The following is a 17,962-nucleotide window of genomic DNA, read 5'->3' on the forward strand; positions in this document are numbered from 1 at the left end:
TGATCAGGAGAACCCGGATTCCCGTGACAATCGGTGCGTCAGTGGCTTAAATGGTCTTCCTGACGCGGTGACGGCGCGGGATCGGGGGGCGTGGCCACGGAACGCATGACCTCTCCGGTGCTGGTCGGCCGGGACGAGGAGCTCGACCGCCTGGTGGCCGCGGCGACCTCCCCTCCCTCGGTGACCGTGGTCGAGGGCGAGGCCGGGATCGGCAAGACCCGGCTGGTGACCGAGCTGACCCGAAGGCCCGAACTGGCCGGGCGCCGCGTCCTCACCGGCGGGTGCGCCCGCATCCGCGAGCCGTTCCCGCTCGGCCCGCTGCTGGACGCGCTGCGCGCCGCCGGCGGGCATCTGCGGGCCGTGCCGTTGTCCCCGGTCGCCGGGGCGCTCAGGCCGCTGATGCCCGAGCTCGCCGACCTGCTGCCGCCCGCCCCCGACCGGCTCGACGACAAGATCGCCGAGCGGCACCGCGTGTTCCGCGGCCTGGCCTGCCTGATCGGCTCGCTCGGCCCCGCCGTCCTGGTCCTGGAGGACATGCACTGGGCCGACGAGCAGAGCGTCGAGTTCCTCGGCTACCTGCTGTCCGACCCGCCGCCGGGGCTCGGCGTGGTCCTGACGTTCCGCGGCGAGGAGGTCGGCCCCGCCGTACGCGCGCTCACGGCCCGGCTGCCCGGCGGGACCGCGCGCGAGCACCTGGTCCTGCGGCCGTTCGGCACCGCCGCGACCCGTGAGCTCGCGGCCTCGGTCCTGGACGCCGAGCGGGTGTCCGAGGACTTCGCGGCCTACCTGTGCGAGCGCACGTCGGGGCTGCCCTTCGCCATCCAGGAACTGCTGGCCCTGCTGCGGGCGCGGGGCACCCTGGTACGGCGGGGCGGCGGCTGGTCGCGCAAGGCCATCGACGAGCTCGACGTGCCCAGCGGGGTGCGCGACTCGGTCCTGGAACGGGTGAGCCGGCTATCGCCCGCGGCCCGGGAGGTCGCGGAGGCCGCGTCCGTGCTCCAGGTCATGGCGACGATCCCCGTGCTGACCGCCGTGTGCCGCGCCGGCGGGGAGGACGCCCTGCGGGGGCTGGACGAGGCGCTGGAGCGGGGGCTGCTGATCGAGCGCGCGGGCCGGGTCGGCTACCGGCACCTGCTGGCGGTGCAGGCCGTCTACGACGACGTCCCGCTGCCCCGCCGCCAGGAACTGCACCGGCGCGCGGCCTCGGCTTTGGAGGGGCTCGACCCGGTGCCGCTCGGCCAGGTGGCCCACCACCTGCGCCACGCCGGCCTGACGGGCGCGTGGGTGGACGCGGCCGAGCGGGCCGCCGACCGGGCCGCCGCGCTGGGCGACGACTCGGAGGTGATCAGGCTGCTGGCGGACGTGCTCCGCGACGCCCGCCTCGACCCCGCCCGCCGCGCCCGGCTCTCGGCGAAGCTGGGGTGGGCCTGCGTGGACACCCCGGGGAAGGTGGACGCGGCGGCGCTGCTCGACGCGGCGCTGGAGCACGACCTGCCCCGGCCGCTGCGCGGGGAACTGCTCTTCCTGCTCGCCCTCAACCTGGAGACGGCGGGCCGGGACCCGCACCGCCAGTGGCGCGCCTACGCCGAGGCGGTGGAGCACCTCGGCTCCCGGCCCGAGCTGGCCGTACGCGCGATGCTGGGCCTGAGCATGCCGCTGGCGCCCGGCGTGCCGCCGGCGGAGCACGTGGCGTGGCTGGACCGGGCGCTGCGGACGCTGCCCGAGGTCGGCGACCGCGCGCTGCGGACCCTGGTGTACGGCAAGGCCGCCATGGTGCTGACCACCATGGGAGACCCGCGCTGGGCGGAGCTGTCCGGGCGGATGCTGGAGCTGACCGGGGAACCCACCGTGTCGCAGGAGGTCAACGCCTTCCGCTCGGCCGGGGTGAACGCCTGCTACCCCGGCCACCACGCGCGGTCCGAACGCCTCCTGACCTCCGCGCTGCGGGCGGTGACAGAGCACGACCTCGGGCGCGTGCCCGAGATGACGTGCCGCGCCTGCCTCGCGGTGCTCTCCTACGCGCGCGGGCGATGGGACGGGCTGCCCGAGGAGACCGCCTTCCTCATCGGCCGGTTCGCCGACTCCCCGCGCCACCGCCTGCTCCCCGAGGCCGTCGCCGCCTGCCTGGCCCTCCACCGGGGCGAGCCGGACGCCGCCCGGCGCGCGCTCGACGAGGCGGTGGACGCCTGCCTGGACATGGGGGCCATCGACCTGCTGCCCCTGCCGCTCGGCGCCCTCGCCCGCCTCGCGGCGGCCCAGGGAGACGCCGGCGCGGTCCTGGAGAAGGCGGACCGGGCCCGCGCCGCGTGGGAGGCCAAGCGCCTGTGGCCCGCGGCGGTGCGCGCGCTCCCCGCCCTCGCCGCGGCCCTGATCGCCGGCGGCGGCGCCGGCGCGGCGGCGGCGCTGGCGGCTCGGGTGGAGGAACGCCTGCGCGGCCTGGACGCTCCGCTCGGCCCCGCCGCCCTGGCCCACGCCCGGGGCCTGATCGCCCTGGCCGCGGGGAGGCGCCACGCCGCGGCCGACCATCTCCTGGCCGCCGCCGACGCGTACGACGCCCTGCTCAGCCCGTACGAGGCCGCCCAGGCGAGGGAGGCCGCCGCCGACTGCCTGTCCCGCCTGGCCGGCCCCGCCGCCGCGGCCCACCTCCAGCGGGCCCTGGCGGCGTACGCCGGGCTGGGGGCCCGCTGGGACCTGGACCGCGCCTCCCGGCTGGCCCGCGCCCAAGGGGTCGCGCCCCCCGCGCGCCACAGGTCCGGTCCCCGGGGCTACGGATCGGCCCTCTCCCCTCGGGAGTCCGAGGTCGCCGGGCTCGCCGCCGGCGGTCTCACCAACAAGGAGATCGCCCGCGCCCTGTTCCTTTCGACCAAGACCGTGGACAAGCACCTCAGCGCCGCCCTCCGCAAGCTGGGCCTGCGCTCACGCACCGCCCTCGCCCGCCGCCTGCCGGACTGAGACCGCCGGGCTGCGCCCGAGACGGCCGGGATCGCCCTCGCGCACGTCCCCGATTCGTCCGGGCCACCCGGTCATGGCCCGCCATCCGAGGGAGCTGAACATGGATTCGGATTCAAGTTGTTGCTAGCATCGCCGCAACGCACCGGCGTCACCCGGAGGCCCGTATGCCGTCCCCCGCGTTCCGCTTCTTCCGTCTCGTTCCGGCTTTTCCCGGATGACGGCCGCGCACGGCCGGCGTCCCGCGCGGGCCGGGGAGGGCGAGGTGCGGGCGGAGCTGGCCGGGACGGTGGTGGAGATCGCCGAGCCCGGCGCCCGGGTGGCGGCGGGGGGCGAGCTCGCCGTGCTGGAGTCCATGAAGATGGAGCACGCGGTCACCGCCGCGGGCCCGGTCGTGGTGATCCGGGCGGCGCGGAAGGCCGGTGACACCGTGGCGGCGGGCGACCTGCTGCTGGTGACGGCCCCCGCCGACGCCGATGGCCACGTACGGCCGGAGGCCGCCGCGGCGGAGGCGCCGGGGGCGCGCGGTGTCCGGGCCGACCTCGCCGAGGTGCTCGAACGGCACCGGGTGACGACCGACGCGGCGCGGCCGGAGGCGATGGCGAAGCTGCGCGCCCGGGGGCGGCGGAGCGCGCGCGAGAACCTGGCCGACCTGGTGGACGAGGGGAGCCTGGCGGAGTACGCCCCACTGGCGATCGCGGCGCAGCGCCGGCGGCGCCCGCTGGCGGAGCTGATCGCCCAGACCCCGGCGGACGGGCTGGTCGGCGGCCTGGCCACGGTGAACGGGCACGAGACCGTGGTCATGTCCTACGACTACACCGTGCTCGCCGGGACGCAGGGGTACGTCAACCACGCCAAGACCGACCGCCTGATCGCCCTGGCCGCGCGCCGCCGCGTACCCCTGGTGATCTTCCCCGAGGGAGGCGGGGGGCGGCCCGGGGACACCGACCACCCGGTCACCGCCGGGCTCAGCGTGCCCACCTTCCGCGAGCTCGCCGCGCTGCGCGGCACGGTGCCGCTGGTCGCCGTGGTCTCCGGCCGCTGCTTCGCCGGGAACGCCGCCCTCGCCGGCACCTGCGACGTGATCATCGCGACCCCCGACGCCAACCTCGGCATGGGCGGCCCGGCCATGATCGAGGGCGGCGGCCTGGGGGTGGTCCGGCCCGAGGAGATCGGCCCGGCCGACGTGCAGACCCGCAACGGCGTCATCGACGTGCTCGCCGCCGACGAGGCCGAGGCCGTCGCGCTGGCCCGCCGCTACCTGTCGTACTTCCAGGGGCCGCGGGACGGCTGGCGCGCGCCCGACGCCGCGCGGGCCCGGGACGTGGTCCCCGAGAACCGGCTGCGCGCCTACGACGTCCACGACGCCATCGACGCGATCTTCGATGTCGGCTCGGTGCTCGAACTCCGCCCCCGGTACGGCCCCGGCGTGGTCACCGCGCTGGCCCGCGTCGAGGGCCGCCCCTGCGGCGTGATCGCCAACAACGCCCTGCACCTCGGCGGGGCGATCGACGCCGAGGCCGCCCAGAAGGCCCGCGAGTTCCTGCGGATCGTCGGCGACTTCGGGCTGCCCCTGGTCTCGCTGTGCGACACCCCCGGCTTCATGGTCGGCCCCGCGGCCGAGGAGCAGGCGTCCGTACGGCGGTTCGCCGAGCTGTTCGCCGCGGGCGCCGCGCTCCCCTCGCGCACCGGGGTGATCGTGCTCCGCAAGGCGTACGGCCTGGGCGCCATGGCGATGGCGACGGGCTCGTTCCGCGCGCCCGACTTCACCGTCTCCTGGCCCACCGGCGAGTTCGGCGGCATGGGGCTGGAGGGCGCCGTCAAGCTGGGCTTCCGGCGGGAGCTGGACGCCGAGCCGGATCCGGCGCGGCGGCGGGAGCTGTACGACGGGCTGCTCGCCGCGGCGTACGAGCAGGGCAGGGCGCTGAACGCCGCGAGCGCCTTCGAGATCGACGACGTCATCGATCCGGCGGACTCGCGGCGCTGGATCTCCCGGCTGTTCGCGCCGGAGTCCCGATGAGACCCGCGAACACTGTCGAAGTGGTGGAAAGGGAATCGTGTGAGTAGCGACGAACAGGACATAGCCGCCGGCCTGAGCGCCCGGGTGCGGGCGCTGCTCGCCGAGCACGACGTGGCGGACGAGCGCGCGTTCCTCGGGGCGCGGTTCGACGCCGGGCTCGCCTGGGTGCACTTCCCCGAAGGGCACGGCGGGCTGGGGCTGCCCCAGGTGTGGCAGCGGCAGGTGGAGGCCGAGCTGGCCGAGGCGGGCGCGCCGTACCCGGATCCGGGAAGGAACCCGATCGGGCTGGGGATGGCCGCGCCGACGATCGCCGCGTTCGGGACCGAGGAGCAGAAGCGGCGGTTCCTGCGCCCGCTGTGGACCGGCGAGGAGCTGTGGTGCCAGCTCTTCAGCGAGCCCGGCGCGGGGTCGGACCTGGCGGCCGTGGCGACCCGCGCGGTGCGGGACGGCGACTCCTGGATCGTCAACGGGCAGAAGGTGTGGACGTCCGGCGCGGAGAAGGCCCGGCTCGCGATCCTCGTCGCGCGGACCGACCCGGACGTGCCCAAGCACGCGGGCCTGACGTACTTCGTCTGCGACATGACCGCGCCCGGCGTCGAGGTGCGCCCGCTGCGGCAGATCACCGGGGAGGCGGAGTTCAACGAGGTCTTCCTCACCGACGTGCGCCTGCCCGACTTCTACCGCCTCGGCGAGGAGGGGCAGGGCTGGCGCGTCGCCACCGCCACCCTCAACAACGAGCGCGTCGCGATCGGCGGGGCCCCGTCGGCGCGCGAGACCGGCATGATCGCCAAGGTGGCGCGGGCCTGGCGCGACCACCCCGAACTGCGCGAGCCCGCGATGCACGACGAGCTGATGCGGCTGTGGGTGGAGGTCGAGGCCAACCGCCTGACGCGGGTACGGCTGCGCCAGCAGCTCGCGGCCGGGCAGCCGGGGCCGGAGGGCTCGGCGATGAAGCTGGCGTTCGCCCGGCTCGCGCAGCGGATCTCCGGCTTCGAGATCGAGCTGCGCGGCGAGGACGGCCTGCGGTACGACGACTGGACCATGCGCCAGCCCGACTACGTGGACATGACCGGGCGCGGCCCCGGCTACCGCTACCTGCGCGCCAAGGGCAACTCCATCGAGGGCGGCACCTCGGAGATCCTGCGCAACGTCATCGCCGAGCGGGTGCTGGGCCTGCCCCCCGAGCACCGCGTGGACAAGAGCATTCCGTGGAAGGACCTGCCCCGATGACCCTGCTGTACTCCGAGACCGAGGAGTTCCTCCGCGACAGCGTCCGCCGGCTGTTCGCCGACCGCTGCCCGCCCGGGGCCGTCGCCGCCGCCTACGACGGTGCGGCCGACTTCTCCGGCCTGTGGAAGTCCCTGGCCGGGGACCTCGGCGTCGCCGGGCTGATCGTCCCCGAGTCCCTCGGCGGGGCCGGCGCGAGCGCGCGGGAGGCCGCGGTGGTCCTGGAGGAGATCGGCCGCGCCGTCGCGCCCGTCCCGTTCCTGTCCAGCGCCGTGCTCGCCACCACCGCCCTGCTGGAGGCGGGCGACACCGCGCTGCTGCCCGCCCTCGCCTCGGGCGAGCGCACCGCCGCGCTCGCCGTGCCGCTGACCTCCGGGCCGCCGACCTCTGGGCCGCCGACCTCCGGCCCGGCCCGGCACGCGGCGGCCGTACGCCACGGGGACGGCGGCCTGACCGGCCGCGTGACCAGCGTCGCCGGGGCGGCCGAGGCGGACGTGCTGGTGGTGCCGGTGGCCGGGGACGACGGGCTGGAACTGCGCACGGTCGCGCGGGACGCGCCGGGGCTCACGGTCACGCCGGTCCTGGCCCTGGACATGACCCGGCCGCTGGCCGACGTCGAGTTCGCGGGCACGCCCTCCGCCCGCGTCGGCCCGGGGGAGGACGCCGTGGCGCGGGCGCTGCTCGCCGGGGCCGCGCTGCTCGCCTCCGAGCAGGTCGGCCTGGCGCGCTGGTGCCTGGAGACGACCCTCGCGTACGTCAAGGAGCGCCGCCAGTTCGGCCGCCAGATCGGGTCGTACCAGGCGATCAAGCACCGGCTCGCGGACCTGTGGCTGGAGGTCGGCCAGGCCACCGCCGCCGCCCGGTACGCCGCCGACACGATCGCCCGGGGCGACGAGGACGCGGAGATCGCCGCGGCGGTCGCCCAGGCGTACTGCTCCGACGTCGCCGTCCACGCGGCCGAGGAGTGCGTCCAGCTCCACGGCGGCATCGGCATGACGTGGGAGCACCCGGCCCACCTCTACCTCAAGCGCGCCAAGGCCGACCAGCTCGCCCTCGGCACGCCGTACCACCACCGCGCCCGCCTGGGCGACCTGGTGGACCTCCCCGCCTCCTGACCGCCCCGCCCGCCGTACGGCCAGGGTGGCGGCCCCGGCCGTACGACGGGAAAACCTGTTGGAGCGCGACCGGGGGGTCGCGCTTCAATGGGCGCCTATGACGGCGAAGCAGTACGACAAATCAGGTAAAACGGACAGAGTGGGTGAGGCGGATCGGGCGGTGCCCGGCGGCCCGCGAGGGAGGGTGTGACGGGCGTGGGCGATGCCCTCGCGTAAGCGAGTACGGCCCTCGGCCAGGCGCGACGAGGGGGACGACCTGAAGCTGCACCGGCGGGCGGTGCGCGCGGACGGCCGCGACCTCACGGTGGTGACGTTGCGCCCCGGCCACGCGGCGCGCTTCTCCACGAACCGGTACCACGGGACCTGGCACGTCCTGACCTGCCCGCGCGGCGCGCGGCTCCTCGGCCGGCTGCTGTGGGGGCTGTCGTTCCAGCGGGTCCCCGGCACGGTCGTCGTGATCGGCGCTCCGCACCTGGAGCCGAACCCCTTCGACGCCGAGCCGTCGGACCCGATCGTGCTCGTCCCGGCCGGGCTCACGATCCTGACCCCGAGGGCGGCCCGGGTGCTCCGGGCGAAGGCGTTCGCGCCCCCGCCCTCGGAGGGGACCGTGCGCTGGCGGACCTGGGGCCTGGACGCCGCCCTCGACCGCCGCCGCGAGGAGCAGTCCCGGCCGCGCTGGTGGACGACGCGCTGGGAGCGCCCCGCCGACGAACGCCTCACCGCCGTCGAGCGGGCGGGCGGCACGCTGGTCCTGCGCGGCTCCGCGGCCCAGTTGCGGACCTGGGCGACGTGGGTGTGGGAGCTCTCCGAGCGGATGTACGACGGCTCGAACCACGTCTACCTCGACGGCTGGAACCACGGGCACGAGGGCGAGGTGCAGGTCTTCACCGACTACCGGCGGCGGGCGGACGCCGCGGCCGTCGCCCGCCGCGAGATCCTCGCCCGGCACTCCGCCCCGCCGCTCCCCGCCGACCTCAACCCGCTGGTCTGGGAACACGGCGCCGCCGTGCGCGCCCGGGCCCGCCGGGGCGCGGGAGCGGTCCCGGCCGCGTCCGAGCCGGCGTAGACCGGGCCCGGCCCCCGAACGCGCCCCGGCCCGGAACACGCCCCGGCCCGGGAGCCCGCCCCGGCCCCCGGAGCCCGCCCCGGCCCGGGCGGGCTCCCGCCGTCCCGGTCAGGAGACCAGGGTCTCGACCGTGCGCGAGAAGCCGTCGGTGGCGTGGCCGGCGTCGATCGCGCGCTGGGCGACGGCGCGGAGGGCGCGCATGGCGCCGGAGTCGATGCCGTGGTGCTCCGCCGCGTGGATGATGTGGTCCATGGTCGCGACGTTGGAGGAGATGCCGGAGGTCTCGCCCGGGTAGTCGCGCTCGTCCACGTCCCTGGCCTCCTGCGGGATCAGGTCGCCCACCAGGGCGGCGATGCCCTGCGCGAACGGGGCCAGGTCGCGCGCGGTGACGCCCTCGGCGCGGGCCAGCGCGAACGCGTGGATCAGCCCGCCCATCGACGTCCAGAAGACGTCCAGGAGGGCCAGGTCGTACGCCGCCGCCCGGCCCGGGTCCTCGCCCAGGTGCGTGCCCGTGCCGCCCAGGCTCTCCAGGGCCCCGGCGACCCGGTCGTACACCTCCTTGGGGCCGCTGTAGAGGAAGACCGCGCCGGGGCCGCCGATGGTGATCGTGGGCGTCATGATCGCGCCGTCGAGGTAGCCGACGCCGTTGTCCGCGGCCCAGGAGGCCATCGCGCGCGACCGCTCGGGCACGTCCGCGGTGAGGTTCACCAGGGTGCGGCCCTTGAGCTCGGCGGCGGCCGGCCGGACGATCGCCTCGGCGGCGTCGTAGTCGAGGACGCAGAGGACCGTCAGCGGGCTCGCCGCGACCGCCTCGGCCGGGGTGGCCGCCAGGACCGCGCCCTGGGCGACGAGCTCGTCGGCGCGGCTCGCCGTACGGTTCCACACGGTGGTGGGGTGGCCGGCCCGCAGGAACGCGCCGGCGAGCGCCTGGCCCATCGGGCCGAGGCCGAGGACGGTCACGGGAGTGCGGTTGTCCGTCATGGTGGGCTCCAGAAGTCAGTCAGTGGTGGTCGGGGACGTCACCACTGTCGCCGGGCCCGCTCGCGGATCGCTGCGGATCCGCTGCGGGTCCCGGAGCCCGGGCCCGCGGGCCGTCAGGAGCCGAAGCGATCCCGCAGCGCGGGCAGGAACTCCCGCTTCGCCCAGTCGTGGAAGGCCCGCTGGCGGTCCGGCCCGATCTGGCAGAACGACATGTGCGTGAAGCCCATGTCCACCCACTGCTGGACCGTGTCCAGGTAGGTGCCGAGGTCCGGCCCGTGCGGCACCATCTGGGCGACGTCGTCCGGCCGCACGGTCTTGGCGCTGGCCTCGAAGTTCACCGGGCCCGGCAGCTCGGACATGACCTTCCAGCCCGCGGTGCCCCAGTTCCACATCTTGTACGCGAACTGCTTGCACTCCTCGGCGTCCGGGCCGTACGACACCGGGATCTGCCCGTACACCGGCTTGGACGCGCCGCCGTTCGCCTTGAACCTGGCCACGACCTCGCCCACCGGCTGGTCGGAGACCAGGCCGTCGCCGTACTTGATGGCCAGGTCACAGGCGCGCGGCCCGGACGCGGCGACGCCGATCGGGACCCCCTGCTCGGGCATCTCGTAGAGGCGGGCGGAGTCCACGGTGAAGTACTGGCCCTGGTAGTTGAAGTAGTTCCCGGCGAAGAGCTCCCGGATGATCTCCAGGGCCTCGGCGAGCATCTCGTGCCGGACGTCCACCGAGGGCCAGCCCTGCCCGACGATGTGCTCGTTGAGCCGCTCGCCCGCCCCGACGCCCAGCGTGAACCGCCCGTCCGACATCAGCCCCACGGTCGCCGCCTTCTGCGCGACCACGGCCGGGTGGTACCGGAACGTCGGGCAGGTCACGAACGTCATGAGGCCGATCCGCTCGGTGGCCTGCGCGATCCCGCCGAGCACCGACCACGCGTACGCCGAGTGCCCCAGCGTCTCGGTCCACGGGAAGTAGTGGTCGGAGATCACCGCGAAGTCGAACCCGGCCTCCTCGATCCCCACGGCGTCCCCGACGAGCTGCTTGGTCGGCGTCTGCTCGCACAACAAACTGCATCCGAACTTGGTCATGCCTCCCCGCTAACCCCCCGGCCCCCGCCGAAACCCCCGCGAGCCGCCTCCAGACCGAACGCATACGCCCTCTTAGCGGCCGATCGTGTACGGCCTGAGCCCGGCCGGACCCCGGAGTCTCTGGTGCCCGCGCGGACCCCTTCGGGCAGTCCGCGCCGACGTGGAGCGGCCCCGGCCCGCCGGGCTCCGTGGCTCCGGCGCCGGCCGGAGACCTCGGGACCGGTGCCACCCGCGGCCCCCTCCGGAAGGTCAGCGGCTGACGAGGCGCCCGGCGGGCGAGGCGCCCAGGCCGCCGGGAGACGTGCCCAGATCGCCGGGGGAGGCGGCGAGGTCGCCGAGGTCGCCGAGGTCGGCGAGGTCGGCGGGGGCGGTGGCGAGGCCGGCGGGCACGAGGTCCTCGTGCGGGGTCCGGCCGCCGCGCCGGTGGGCCGCCGCGAACTCCTCCTCCGTCATGCGGGTCAGCAGGCCCGCCGTGATGCGGTCGACGTCGCCGCGCTCGCCGGAGGGCAGGGGCGCGAGCACGGAGGCGCGGGCCGCCGCGGCGGCGCCGAGCAGCGCGGCCGCGCGGGCGTCGTCGCCCAGGAGCGCCGTCGCCCCGGCCAGGCCCTCCAGCGCCAGGGCGATGGCGCGGGGGTCGCCGGTGCGGCGGGCCGCGGTGTATCCCTCCAGGTGGAGCGTGAGGGCGCGGGCGGAGTCGCCGCGGAGCTGCGCGACGAAGCCGAGCTCGGCGAGGAACAGCGCCATGCCGGGGCTCCCCTTGATCCGGCGGAGCCAGTCGAGCCAGCGGCGCAGGTAGCGCTCGGCCTCGTCCAGGCGGCCCTGCCGGCGGGCCAGCATCGCCAGGCCGAGCTCGGCGAACTCTTGGGTGGGCAGGTGGGACTGCTCCACGGCCACCCGCCTGCCGCGCTCGTGGAGCTCCTCGGCCTCGGCGTAGTCGCCGGTCAGCATGGCGATGCGGCCGAGGCCGGTCAGCTCCCGCGACACCTCCAGCCACAGCCCGAGGTCCTCGGCGATCGACAGGCCCTCGGCGTGCAGGGCGCGGGCGCGCGGGTAGTCGCCCCGGACCTGCGCCAGCATGGCCAGCGGCTCCAGCGCCCGCAGCCTGCCCCACCGGTCGCCCAGGTCGGCGAACAGCGCGGCCGCGCGCTCGCCGTCGCGCTCGGCCGAGGCGAAGTCGCTGCGCATCATCGCGTGGATCATGACGGTGGTGAGCGCGGCCGCCTCGCCCCAGGCGTCGCCGAGCGCGCGGAAGGTCGCGAGCGCGCGGGCCGCCAGCGCCTCGACGGCGGCCAGGTCGTCCAGGCCGTACTGCGCGAACGCCAGGAACCACTCGGCGTGCGCCCGCCGCGCCGGGTCCTCCACCCCGTCGAACATCGCCAGCGCCTCCCGGGCCCGTGCCACCGGGTCGCCGTGCCCCTCGCCGGCCAGCAGGCCCAGCCCGGCGCGCCACGCCGCCGCCTCCGCCCGGTCGGCCGCGGGCGCGTCGCCTGGGATGCCCAGCGCCAGGTCCAGCAGGCGGCAGCCCTCGTCGAGCCGCCCGCGCAGCATCCAGTACCACGCCAGGCCGTTCACCAGCCGCAGGGCCGGCCCCGCCGCGCGCAGTCCGGCGGCGCCCTCGACGGCGGCGCGCGCGTTGGCGCTCTCGGCGTCCAGCAGCCGCAGCCAGCGCCGCTGCTCCGGCCCGCGCAGCCGCGCCCGCGAGGCCAGGTCCGCGTAGTAGTCCAGGTGGCGCAGGCGCACCCGGTCCAGCTCGCCGGCCTCGGCCAGCCGTTCGTCGCAGTAGGCCGCCACCGACTCCAGCAGCCGGTATCGCGGGCCCTCCGCGCCGTCACCGCCGTCCGAGCGCAGCACCAGCGATCGGTCCACCAGCCGCGCGAGCAGGTCCAGCACCTGGCCGGGGGCCACGCCGCCGCCCGCGCACACCGCCTCGGCGGCCTCCAGCGTGCAGCCGTCGGCGTGCACGGCCAGGCGGCGCAGGACGACGCGCTCCTCCTCGGAGCACAGCTCCCAGCTCCAGTCGATCATCGCGCGCAGCGTCTGCTGCCGGGCCGGCGCGCCCCGCGTGCCCCCGGCCAGCAGCGCGAACCGGTCGTCCAGCCGCGCCGCGAGCTGCCGCGGGGTCAGCGCGCGCATCCGGGTCGCGGCCAGCTCCAGCGCCAGCGGCAGCCCGTCCAGCCGCCGGCAGATGGCGGCGATCGCCTCGGCGTTGTCCGGGCCGAGCGCGAACCCGCGCGACACCGCCGCCGCCCGCTCGGTGAACAGCCGCACCGCGCTCGCCCGCCGCGACTCGGCGAGGCCGGCGCCCTCCGGGGGCAGCTCCAGCGGGGGCACCGCCCAGGAGACCTCGCCCGGCACGTTCAGCGGCTCCTGGCTGGTCGCCAGGATGGTGAGCCCCGGCGCGGCCTGCAGCAGCGATCCGGCCAGCCGCGCGACCGGCTCCACCAGGTGCTCGCAGTTGTCCAGCACGAGCAGCGTGCGCCGGGGGCGCAGCATGTCGGCCAGGGTCGCGCCCGTCTCCCCGCGCAGTCCCAGCGTGCTCGTCACCATGTCGGAGACGCTGTCCTCGCACGGCCACTCGACCGCGCCCAGCTCCACCAGCCACACCCCGTCGGGGTACGGCTCGCGCAGCCCGGCGGCCGTCTCGCGGGCGAGCCGCGTCTTGCCGACCCCGCCCGGGCCGGTGAGCGTGACGAGCCGGTGGGCGCCGAGCAGCGCGCGCACCTCGGCCACCGCCTCCTCGCGCCCGATCAGCCGGGTCAGCGGGACGGGCAGGTTGGTGCGGGCGGGCGGCGCGGGCTCCTCGGCGAGCAGGTCCCGGTGGACGGCGGTCAGCTCCGGCCCCGGGTCCACCCCCAGCTCCTCGCGCAGCCGCTCGCGGACCTCGGCGTAGGCGCTCAGCGCCTCGCCCCGGCGGCCCGACCCGCGCAGCGCCCGCAGGTGGGCGGCGCGCAGCCGCTCGCGCAGCGGATGCTCGGCGACGGGCCCGGCCAGCTCGGACGCGACGAGGGCGTGCTCGCCCAGCTCCAGCCGCGCCTCCGCGAGATCCTCCAGCGCGGTCAGCCGCCGCTCCTCCAGCCGTGTCGTCACCGCCCGCGCGAAGCCCTCGTCGGCGAACTCGGCGAACGCCGGGCCCCGCCACAGCCCGAGCGCCTCGGCGAGCACGGCCGCCCGCTCCCGCGCGCCCGGAGCCCGCCGCGCGAGGTCGAGCAGCTCCTCGAACCGCGCCACGTCGGTGCCCGCGCCTACCAGGGCGTATCCGGGCGCGCGGTGGACGACCAGCTCGCGCCCGCCCGGCTCGGCCTCCTCCAGCACCCGCCGCAGTTGTGAGATCTTGCCGCGCAGCGTGCCCAGCGCCCGCGCGGGCGGGTCGCCGTCCCACAGGTCCTCGATCAGCCGGTCGGCCGGCACGACCGAGCCGGCGTTCGCGAGCAGCATCGCCAGCACCGCGCGCACCTTGACCTCGGGCACCCGGACGTCCTCGCCCTCCTCCGTCCACACGGCCAGTGGCCCGAGCACGCCGAATCTCATGCGGCCACGGTAGCGACCCCCACCGACAATCCGCCCCGCCCCTCCCTCCCGCCCGCCGGGCCGCGCCCCGCCGCCGCCCGCGCCGTACGGCTCGCGCGGCGTCCCCCGCGGCGCCGTACCCGCCCCGCGCCCCGCCGTACGGCTCTCGCCGGGCCCGGGGCGGGTGCGGCGGCGGCGGGGCGGGAGCCGCCGGTTGGGCCGGGGGAAAGGGGGCGAAGCGGACCGGGCGGGAGGCTCTAGGCGAGGGGGATTTTTAGGGTTACCTTCAAGGGCGCGTACTACGGGGGATCTTGTCACCTTTGGTCCCGCTGGAGGAACCATGCGTGTCTCCATCCGGCGGGCGTGGGCGCGAGGCGTCACCCTCGCCGCGGCCCTCGTCCTGCCGATCGCCCTGGCCGTACCCGCCGACGCCGGGCCCGCCGACGACCTCTTCGCCCGGCTCCTGGTGAAGAAGGTCAAGGGCGAGAACGTCAAGAAGCACCTGGAAGCCTTCCAGGCCATCGCCACCGCCAACGGGGGCAACCGCGCGGCCGGGACCCCCGGCTACGACGCGTCCCGCGACTACGTCGCCGGCAAGCTGCGGAAGGCGGGCTACAAGGTCACCCTGCAGCCGATCAACTTCGTGGAGGGCTGGAGCGAGAAGAGCCCGCCGGTCCTGAGCGTCACCGCCCCCACGCCCAAGACGTACGTCCCGAACGAGGACTTCCTCACCTTCAGGCCCTCCCCGCCCGGAGACGTGACGGCCCAGGTCCAGGCCGTGGACCTGGTGCTGCCGCCCACGCCCACGCCGACCTCCACCAGCGGCTGCGAGGCGTCGGACTTCGCCGGGTTCGTGGCCGGCCGTATCGCGCTGATCCAGCGCGGGACCTGCGGCTTCGCCACCAAGATCCGTAACGCGGGCCGGGCCGGGGCCTCCGGCGTCATCGTCTTCAACGAGGGCCAGCCGGGCCGCACCGACGCGTACCCGCTGGACATCGGCGAGTGGCGGGCCGGGATCCCGATGGTGTTCGCCGACTTCGCCGTGGGCAACGAGCTGGCGAGCACGCCCGGCGCGACCGTCCGCCTGAAGGTGGACAGCGACCTGGTCCTCGGCGTCAACCACAACGTGATCGCCGAGACCCGCGCCGGCGACCCGCGCAACGTCGTCATGGTCGGCGCGCACCTGGACAGCGTCCCGGCAGGCCCCGGCATCAACGACAACGCCTCGGGCAGCGCCGCGATCCTGGAGACCGCGATCCAGCTCGGCCGCCTCCCGGTCAAGAACAAGGTCCGCTTCGCGTTCTGGGCCGCCGAGGAGATCGGGCTGCTCGGCTCCGACCAGTACGTCGACAAGCTCTCCGCGGCCGACCGCGCCCGCATCCGGGTCTACCTCAACTTCGACATGGTCGCCTCGCCCAACTACGCCTACAAGCTGTACGACGGCGACAACTCCGACGGCGTCGGCTCCCCGGCCGGCCCGCCCGGCTCCGCCGAGATCGAGCAGCAGCTCGAACGCTTCTACAAGAGCCGGAACCTGCCCACGGTCGGCACCGACTTCGACGGCCGCAGCGACTACGGCCCCTTCATCGCGGTCGGCATCCCGGCCGGCGGCATCTTCACCGGCGCCGAGGGCATCAAGACGCCCGCCGAGGCCGCGCTGTTCGGCGGCCAGGCCGGCGTCGCCTACGACGTCTGCTACCACCAGGCCTGCGACACGATGGCCAACGTCAACCTCACCGCCCTGGACGTCGACAGCGACGCCATCGCCGACTCCACGGCCCGATTCGCGCTGAACCTGCGCGCCATCCCGCCCCGCCCCGCCGCCACCGCCAAGACGGCGGCGGCCCCCGCGGAGCACGACCACGCGGCCCGCTGACCCACCGGAGTCGGCCCGCCGGCACCACGGGAAGGGGCGGCCCCGCGCCGCCCCTTCCCCCTGTCCGCCCCTGTCCGCCCCTGCCGGCCCCGTCCCGGGCCGCGCCCGCCGTACGGCGTGAGCGCGGCCGGGGTCAGGCGGGGTGGATGCGGCGGCCGGTTATGTGGGTGGGTGAGACGCGGATGTAGAGGCCGCGGTCGCCGCCGGGCCAGGGTTCCACGTGGGCCGATTCGAGGTCGGCCAGTTCCTCCCGCTCCGCCAGGTGGGCGGGGCCCTGGATGAGGACGCTCCAGCCGGCGTGCATGGCCTCGTCGAGGCGGTCCACCTCGAAGGCGACCGTGATCTCGGCGCCCTTGATGCCCGAGTGCAGCTCCTCGTCGAGGAGGCCGCCGTAGCGGGTGCGGAAGACGACGGCGCCCTCATGCAGGCGGTAGTTGACCGGGAGGATGGTCGGGCCGTTGAGGGCGTCGAAGGCGACCCGGCCCACGCCGCCGGGGGCGATCAGGCGCAGGCACTCCTCCGGGTCCAGGTGTTCGAGCTCGGGCTTGAGGGCGCGGCCGGAGCCGCCCGGCGGGCGTTCGACGGTGCCGCCGAGGAGCGCCTCGGGGGAGGTGCCGAGGGCGTCGGCGAGGCGCAGGAGGGCGCCCGGGCGCGGGTTGGCGGCGCGTTCCTCCAGGTACTCCAGGTAGCCGGGGTCCATGTCGGCGCGGCGGGCGACCTCCTGGCGGCTCAGGCCCAGTTCCTCGCGCCGGTGCGCGACACGCCTGCCCAGGTCGCCCGGCATGGGTCCGGTCTCGGTCATCGCTGGCCCCCTCGTCGATCCCCTGAGCGCGGCCGGCTCGCGCGGCGCGCCTGGTCATCCGTACCCGCGGCGGTCAGGGAGCGCTCAGGGGAAGCGGGGGCAACACGCGGAATTTGATTACTCTTACATGTTCTTTGCCCGATATAGAATTGATTCAGAGCAACCCGGCGTGCTCCTCCGGGTGCGGAGCGCGCCTTCCCGGCCTCGTTGAATCGTCCCGAAAGCTGTGTGTCGTCATGCGGTTTTCCCTCGGTTTCCTCGGCCGTGACATGGCGGTCGACCTCGGCACGGCCAACACGCTCGTCTACGTCCGCGACCGGGGCATCGTGCTCGACGAGCCCTCGGTCGTGGCGGTGAACACCCGCACGGAGAAGATCGTCGCGGTGGGCAGCGAGGCCAAACGGATGATAGGGCGCACTCCCGGGCACATCGTGGCCATCCGTCCGCTCGCCGACGGGGTGATCACCGAGCTGGAGGTGGCCGAGCGCATGCTCCGCTACTTCATACAGAAGGTGCACCGGCAGCGGCTGCTCGCCCAGCCCCGGGTCGTGGTCGCGGTGCCCAGCGGCACGACCGGGGTCGAGCAGCGCGCCGTGAAGGAGGCGGGCTACCACGCGGGCGCGCGCCAGGTCTACATCATCGAGGAGCCGATGGCCGCGGCGATCGGGGCCGGCCTGCCGGTCAACGAGCCGGTCGGCAGCATGGTCGTGGACATCGGGGGCGGCACGACCGAGGTGGCCGTGGTCGCGCTCGGCGGCATCGTGACGGCGCGGTCGGTGCGCATCGGCGGCGACGAGATCGACGAGGCGATCATCGCGCACGTCAAGAAGGAGCACGGGCTGCTGCTGGGGGAGCGCACGGCCGAGGAGATCAAGATGGCGATCGGCTCGGCCTGGCCGTCCGAGGACGAGCCCGAGACCGAGATCCGGGGCCGCGACCTCGTGAGCGGCCTGCCCCAGACCGTGCGGATCACCGCCGGGGAGATCCGCGAGGCGATCCAGGAGCCGATCAACGCGATCATCGACGCGGTGCAGACGACCCTGGACCAGTGCCCGCCGGAGCTGTCCGGCGACCTGATCGAGAGCGGCATCGCGCTGACCGGGGGCGGCGCCCTCATGCGCGGCCTGGACCGGCGGCTGGCCGAGGTGACCGGCATGCCGATCCGCGTCGTCGAGAATCCGCTCCACTCGGTGGTCCTCGGCGGGGGCCGCTGCGTGGAGGAGTTCGACCAGCTCCAGGGCGTCCTGGTGCCCGAACCCCGGCACTGACCCCCTGAGCCCGTACGGCGGCCCGCCACCTGGCCGCCGCGCATCCGGCGGACCGGCCGGTCC

At 75.7% G+C, this 17,962-nt stretch carries 11 protein-coding genes; 7 read left to right on the top strand and 4 right to left on the bottom strand.

Annotated features, from left to right (window positions below):
- The first annotated feature begins 90 nt into the window (after positions 1-90).
- From D5H75_RS14600 to D5H75_RS14620, 5 genes are all read left to right on the top strand, one after another.
- On the top strand, positions 91-2,952 hold the full coding sequence (locus tag D5H75_RS14600) for an ATP-binding protein (RefSeq protein ID WP_242454239.1): 2,862 nt from the start codon (positions 91-93) through the stop codon (positions 2,950-2,952).
- Positions 2,953-3,166: 214 nt separating this feature from the next.
- The gene (locus tag D5H75_RS14605) at positions 3,167-4,969 is read left to right on the top strand and encodes a carboxyl transferase domain-containing protein (RefSeq protein WP_119926959.1); all 1,803 of its coding nucleotides are present in this window, start codon (positions 3,167-3,169) and stop codon (positions 4,967-4,969) included.
- Positions 4,970-5,008: 39 nt separating this feature from the next.
- Positions 5,009-6,199 carry an acyl-CoA dehydrogenase family protein gene (locus D5H75_RS14610; RefSeq protein WP_119926960.1) on the top strand — a complete coding sequence of 397 codons (1,191 nt, stop codon included), beginning with the start codon at positions 5,009-5,011 and terminating at the stop codon, positions 6,197-6,199.
- Entirely contained in the window at positions 6,196-7,311 is a 1,116-nt protein-coding gene (locus D5H75_RS14615) for an acyl-CoA dehydrogenase family protein (RefSeq protein WP_119926961.1), read from the top strand. The genes D5H75_RS14610 and D5H75_RS14615 overlap by 4 nt, the downstream gene beginning before the upstream one ends.
- 202 nt (positions 7,312-7,513) lie before the next feature.
- Complete coding sequence (locus D5H75_RS14620; RefSeq protein WP_119926962.1) at positions 7,514-8,377, top strand: hypothetical protein; 864 nt, start codon at positions 7,514-7,516, stop codon at positions 8,375-8,377.
- A gap of 108 nt (positions 8,378-8,485) precedes the next feature.
- Here the strand turns inward: D5H75_RS14620 and D5H75_RS14625 are convergent, their stop codons facing one another.
- From D5H75_RS14625 to D5H75_RS14635, 3 genes are all read right to left on the bottom strand, one after another.
- On the bottom strand, positions 8,486-9,358 hold the full coding sequence (locus tag D5H75_RS14625; protein WP_119926963.1) for an NAD(P)-dependent oxidoreductase: 873 nt from the start codon (positions 9,356-9,358) through the stop codon (positions 8,486-8,488).
- 113 nt (positions 9,359-9,471) lie between these two features.
- The gene (locus D5H75_RS14630; RefSeq protein ID WP_119926964.1) at positions 9,472-10,446 is read right to left on the bottom strand and encodes a TIGR03557 family F420-dependent LLM class oxidoreductase; all 975 of its coding nucleotides are present in this window, start codon (positions 10,444-10,446) and stop codon (positions 9,472-9,474) included.
- A gap of 249 nt (positions 10,447-10,695) precedes the next feature.
- A complete protein-coding gene (locus D5H75_RS14635) occupies positions 10,696-13,974 on the bottom strand; it encodes an AfsR/SARP family transcriptional regulator (RefSeq protein WP_119926965.1) in 3,279 nt (1,092 codons plus the stop codon).
- Positions 13,975-14,293: 319 nt separating this feature from the next.
- On the opposite strand from D5H75_RS14635, the gene D5H75_RS14640 reads away from it, so the two are divergent.
- Positions 14,294-15,829, top strand: coding sequence for a M28 family metallopeptidase (locus tag D5H75_RS14640; protein ID WP_119926966.1), 1,536 nt, complete (start codon positions 14,294-14,296; stop codon positions 15,827-15,829).
- A gap of 133 nt (positions 15,830-15,962) precedes the next feature.
- Here the strand turns inward: D5H75_RS14640 and D5H75_RS14645 are convergent, their stop codons facing one another.
- Entirely contained in the window at positions 15,963-16,631 is a 669-nt protein-coding gene (locus D5H75_RS14645; RefSeq protein ID WP_119926967.1) for a helix-turn-helix domain-containing protein, read from the bottom strand.
- 236 nt (positions 16,632-16,867) lie between these two features.
- On the opposite strand from D5H75_RS14645, the gene D5H75_RS14650 reads away from it, so the two are divergent.
- A complete protein-coding gene (locus D5H75_RS14650) occupies positions 16,868-17,899 on the top strand; it encodes a rod shape-determining protein (RefSeq protein WP_119926968.1) in 1,032 nt (343 codons plus the stop codon).
- Positions 17,900-17,962 lie beyond the last annotated feature (63 nt).

This window comes from Bailinhaonella thermotolerans (assembly GCF_003594875.1).
Taxonomy (GTDB): Bacteria; Actinomycetota; Actinomycetes; order Streptosporangiales; family Streptosporangiaceae; genus Bailinhaonella; species Bailinhaonella thermotolerans.

Bases quoted from the DNA above. Each gene is read 5' to 3' on its own strand.
- D5H75_RS14605 (WP_119926959.1), top strand. From the start codon at position 3,167: ATGACGGCCGCGCACGGCCGGCGTCCCGCGCGGGCCGGGGAGGGCGAG.
- D5H75_RS14615 (WP_119926961.1), top strand. From the start codon at position 6,196: ATGACCCTGCTGTACTCCGAGACCGAGGAGTTCCTCCGCGACAGCGTC.
- D5H75_RS14620 (WP_119926962.1), top strand. From the start codon at position 7,514: ATGCCCTCGCGTAAGCGAGTACGGCCCTCGGCCAGGCGCGACGAGGGG.
- D5H75_RS14625 (WP_119926963.1), bottom strand. From the start codon at position 9,358: ATGACGGACAACCGCACTCCCGTGACCGTCCTCGGCCTCGGCCCGATG.
- D5H75_RS14630 (WP_119926964.1), bottom strand. From the start codon at position 10,446: ATGACCAAGTTCGGATGCAGTTTGTTGTGCGAGCAGACGCCGACCAAG.
- D5H75_RS14635 (WP_119926965.1), bottom strand. From the start codon at position 13,974: ATGAGATTCGGCGTGCTCGGGCCACTGGCCGTGTGGACGGAGGAGGGC.
- D5H75_RS14640 (WP_119926966.1), top strand. From the start codon at position 14,294: ATGCGTGTCTCCATCCGGCGGGCGTGGGCGCGAGGCGTCACCCTCGCC.
- D5H75_RS14645 (WP_119926967.1), bottom strand. From the start codon at position 16,631: ATGACCGAGACCGGACCCATGCCGGGCGACCTGGGCAGGCGTGTCGCG.
- D5H75_RS14650 (WP_119926968.1), top strand. From the start codon at position 16,868: ATGCGGTTTTCCCTCGGTTTCCTCGGCCGTGACATGGCGGTCGACCTC.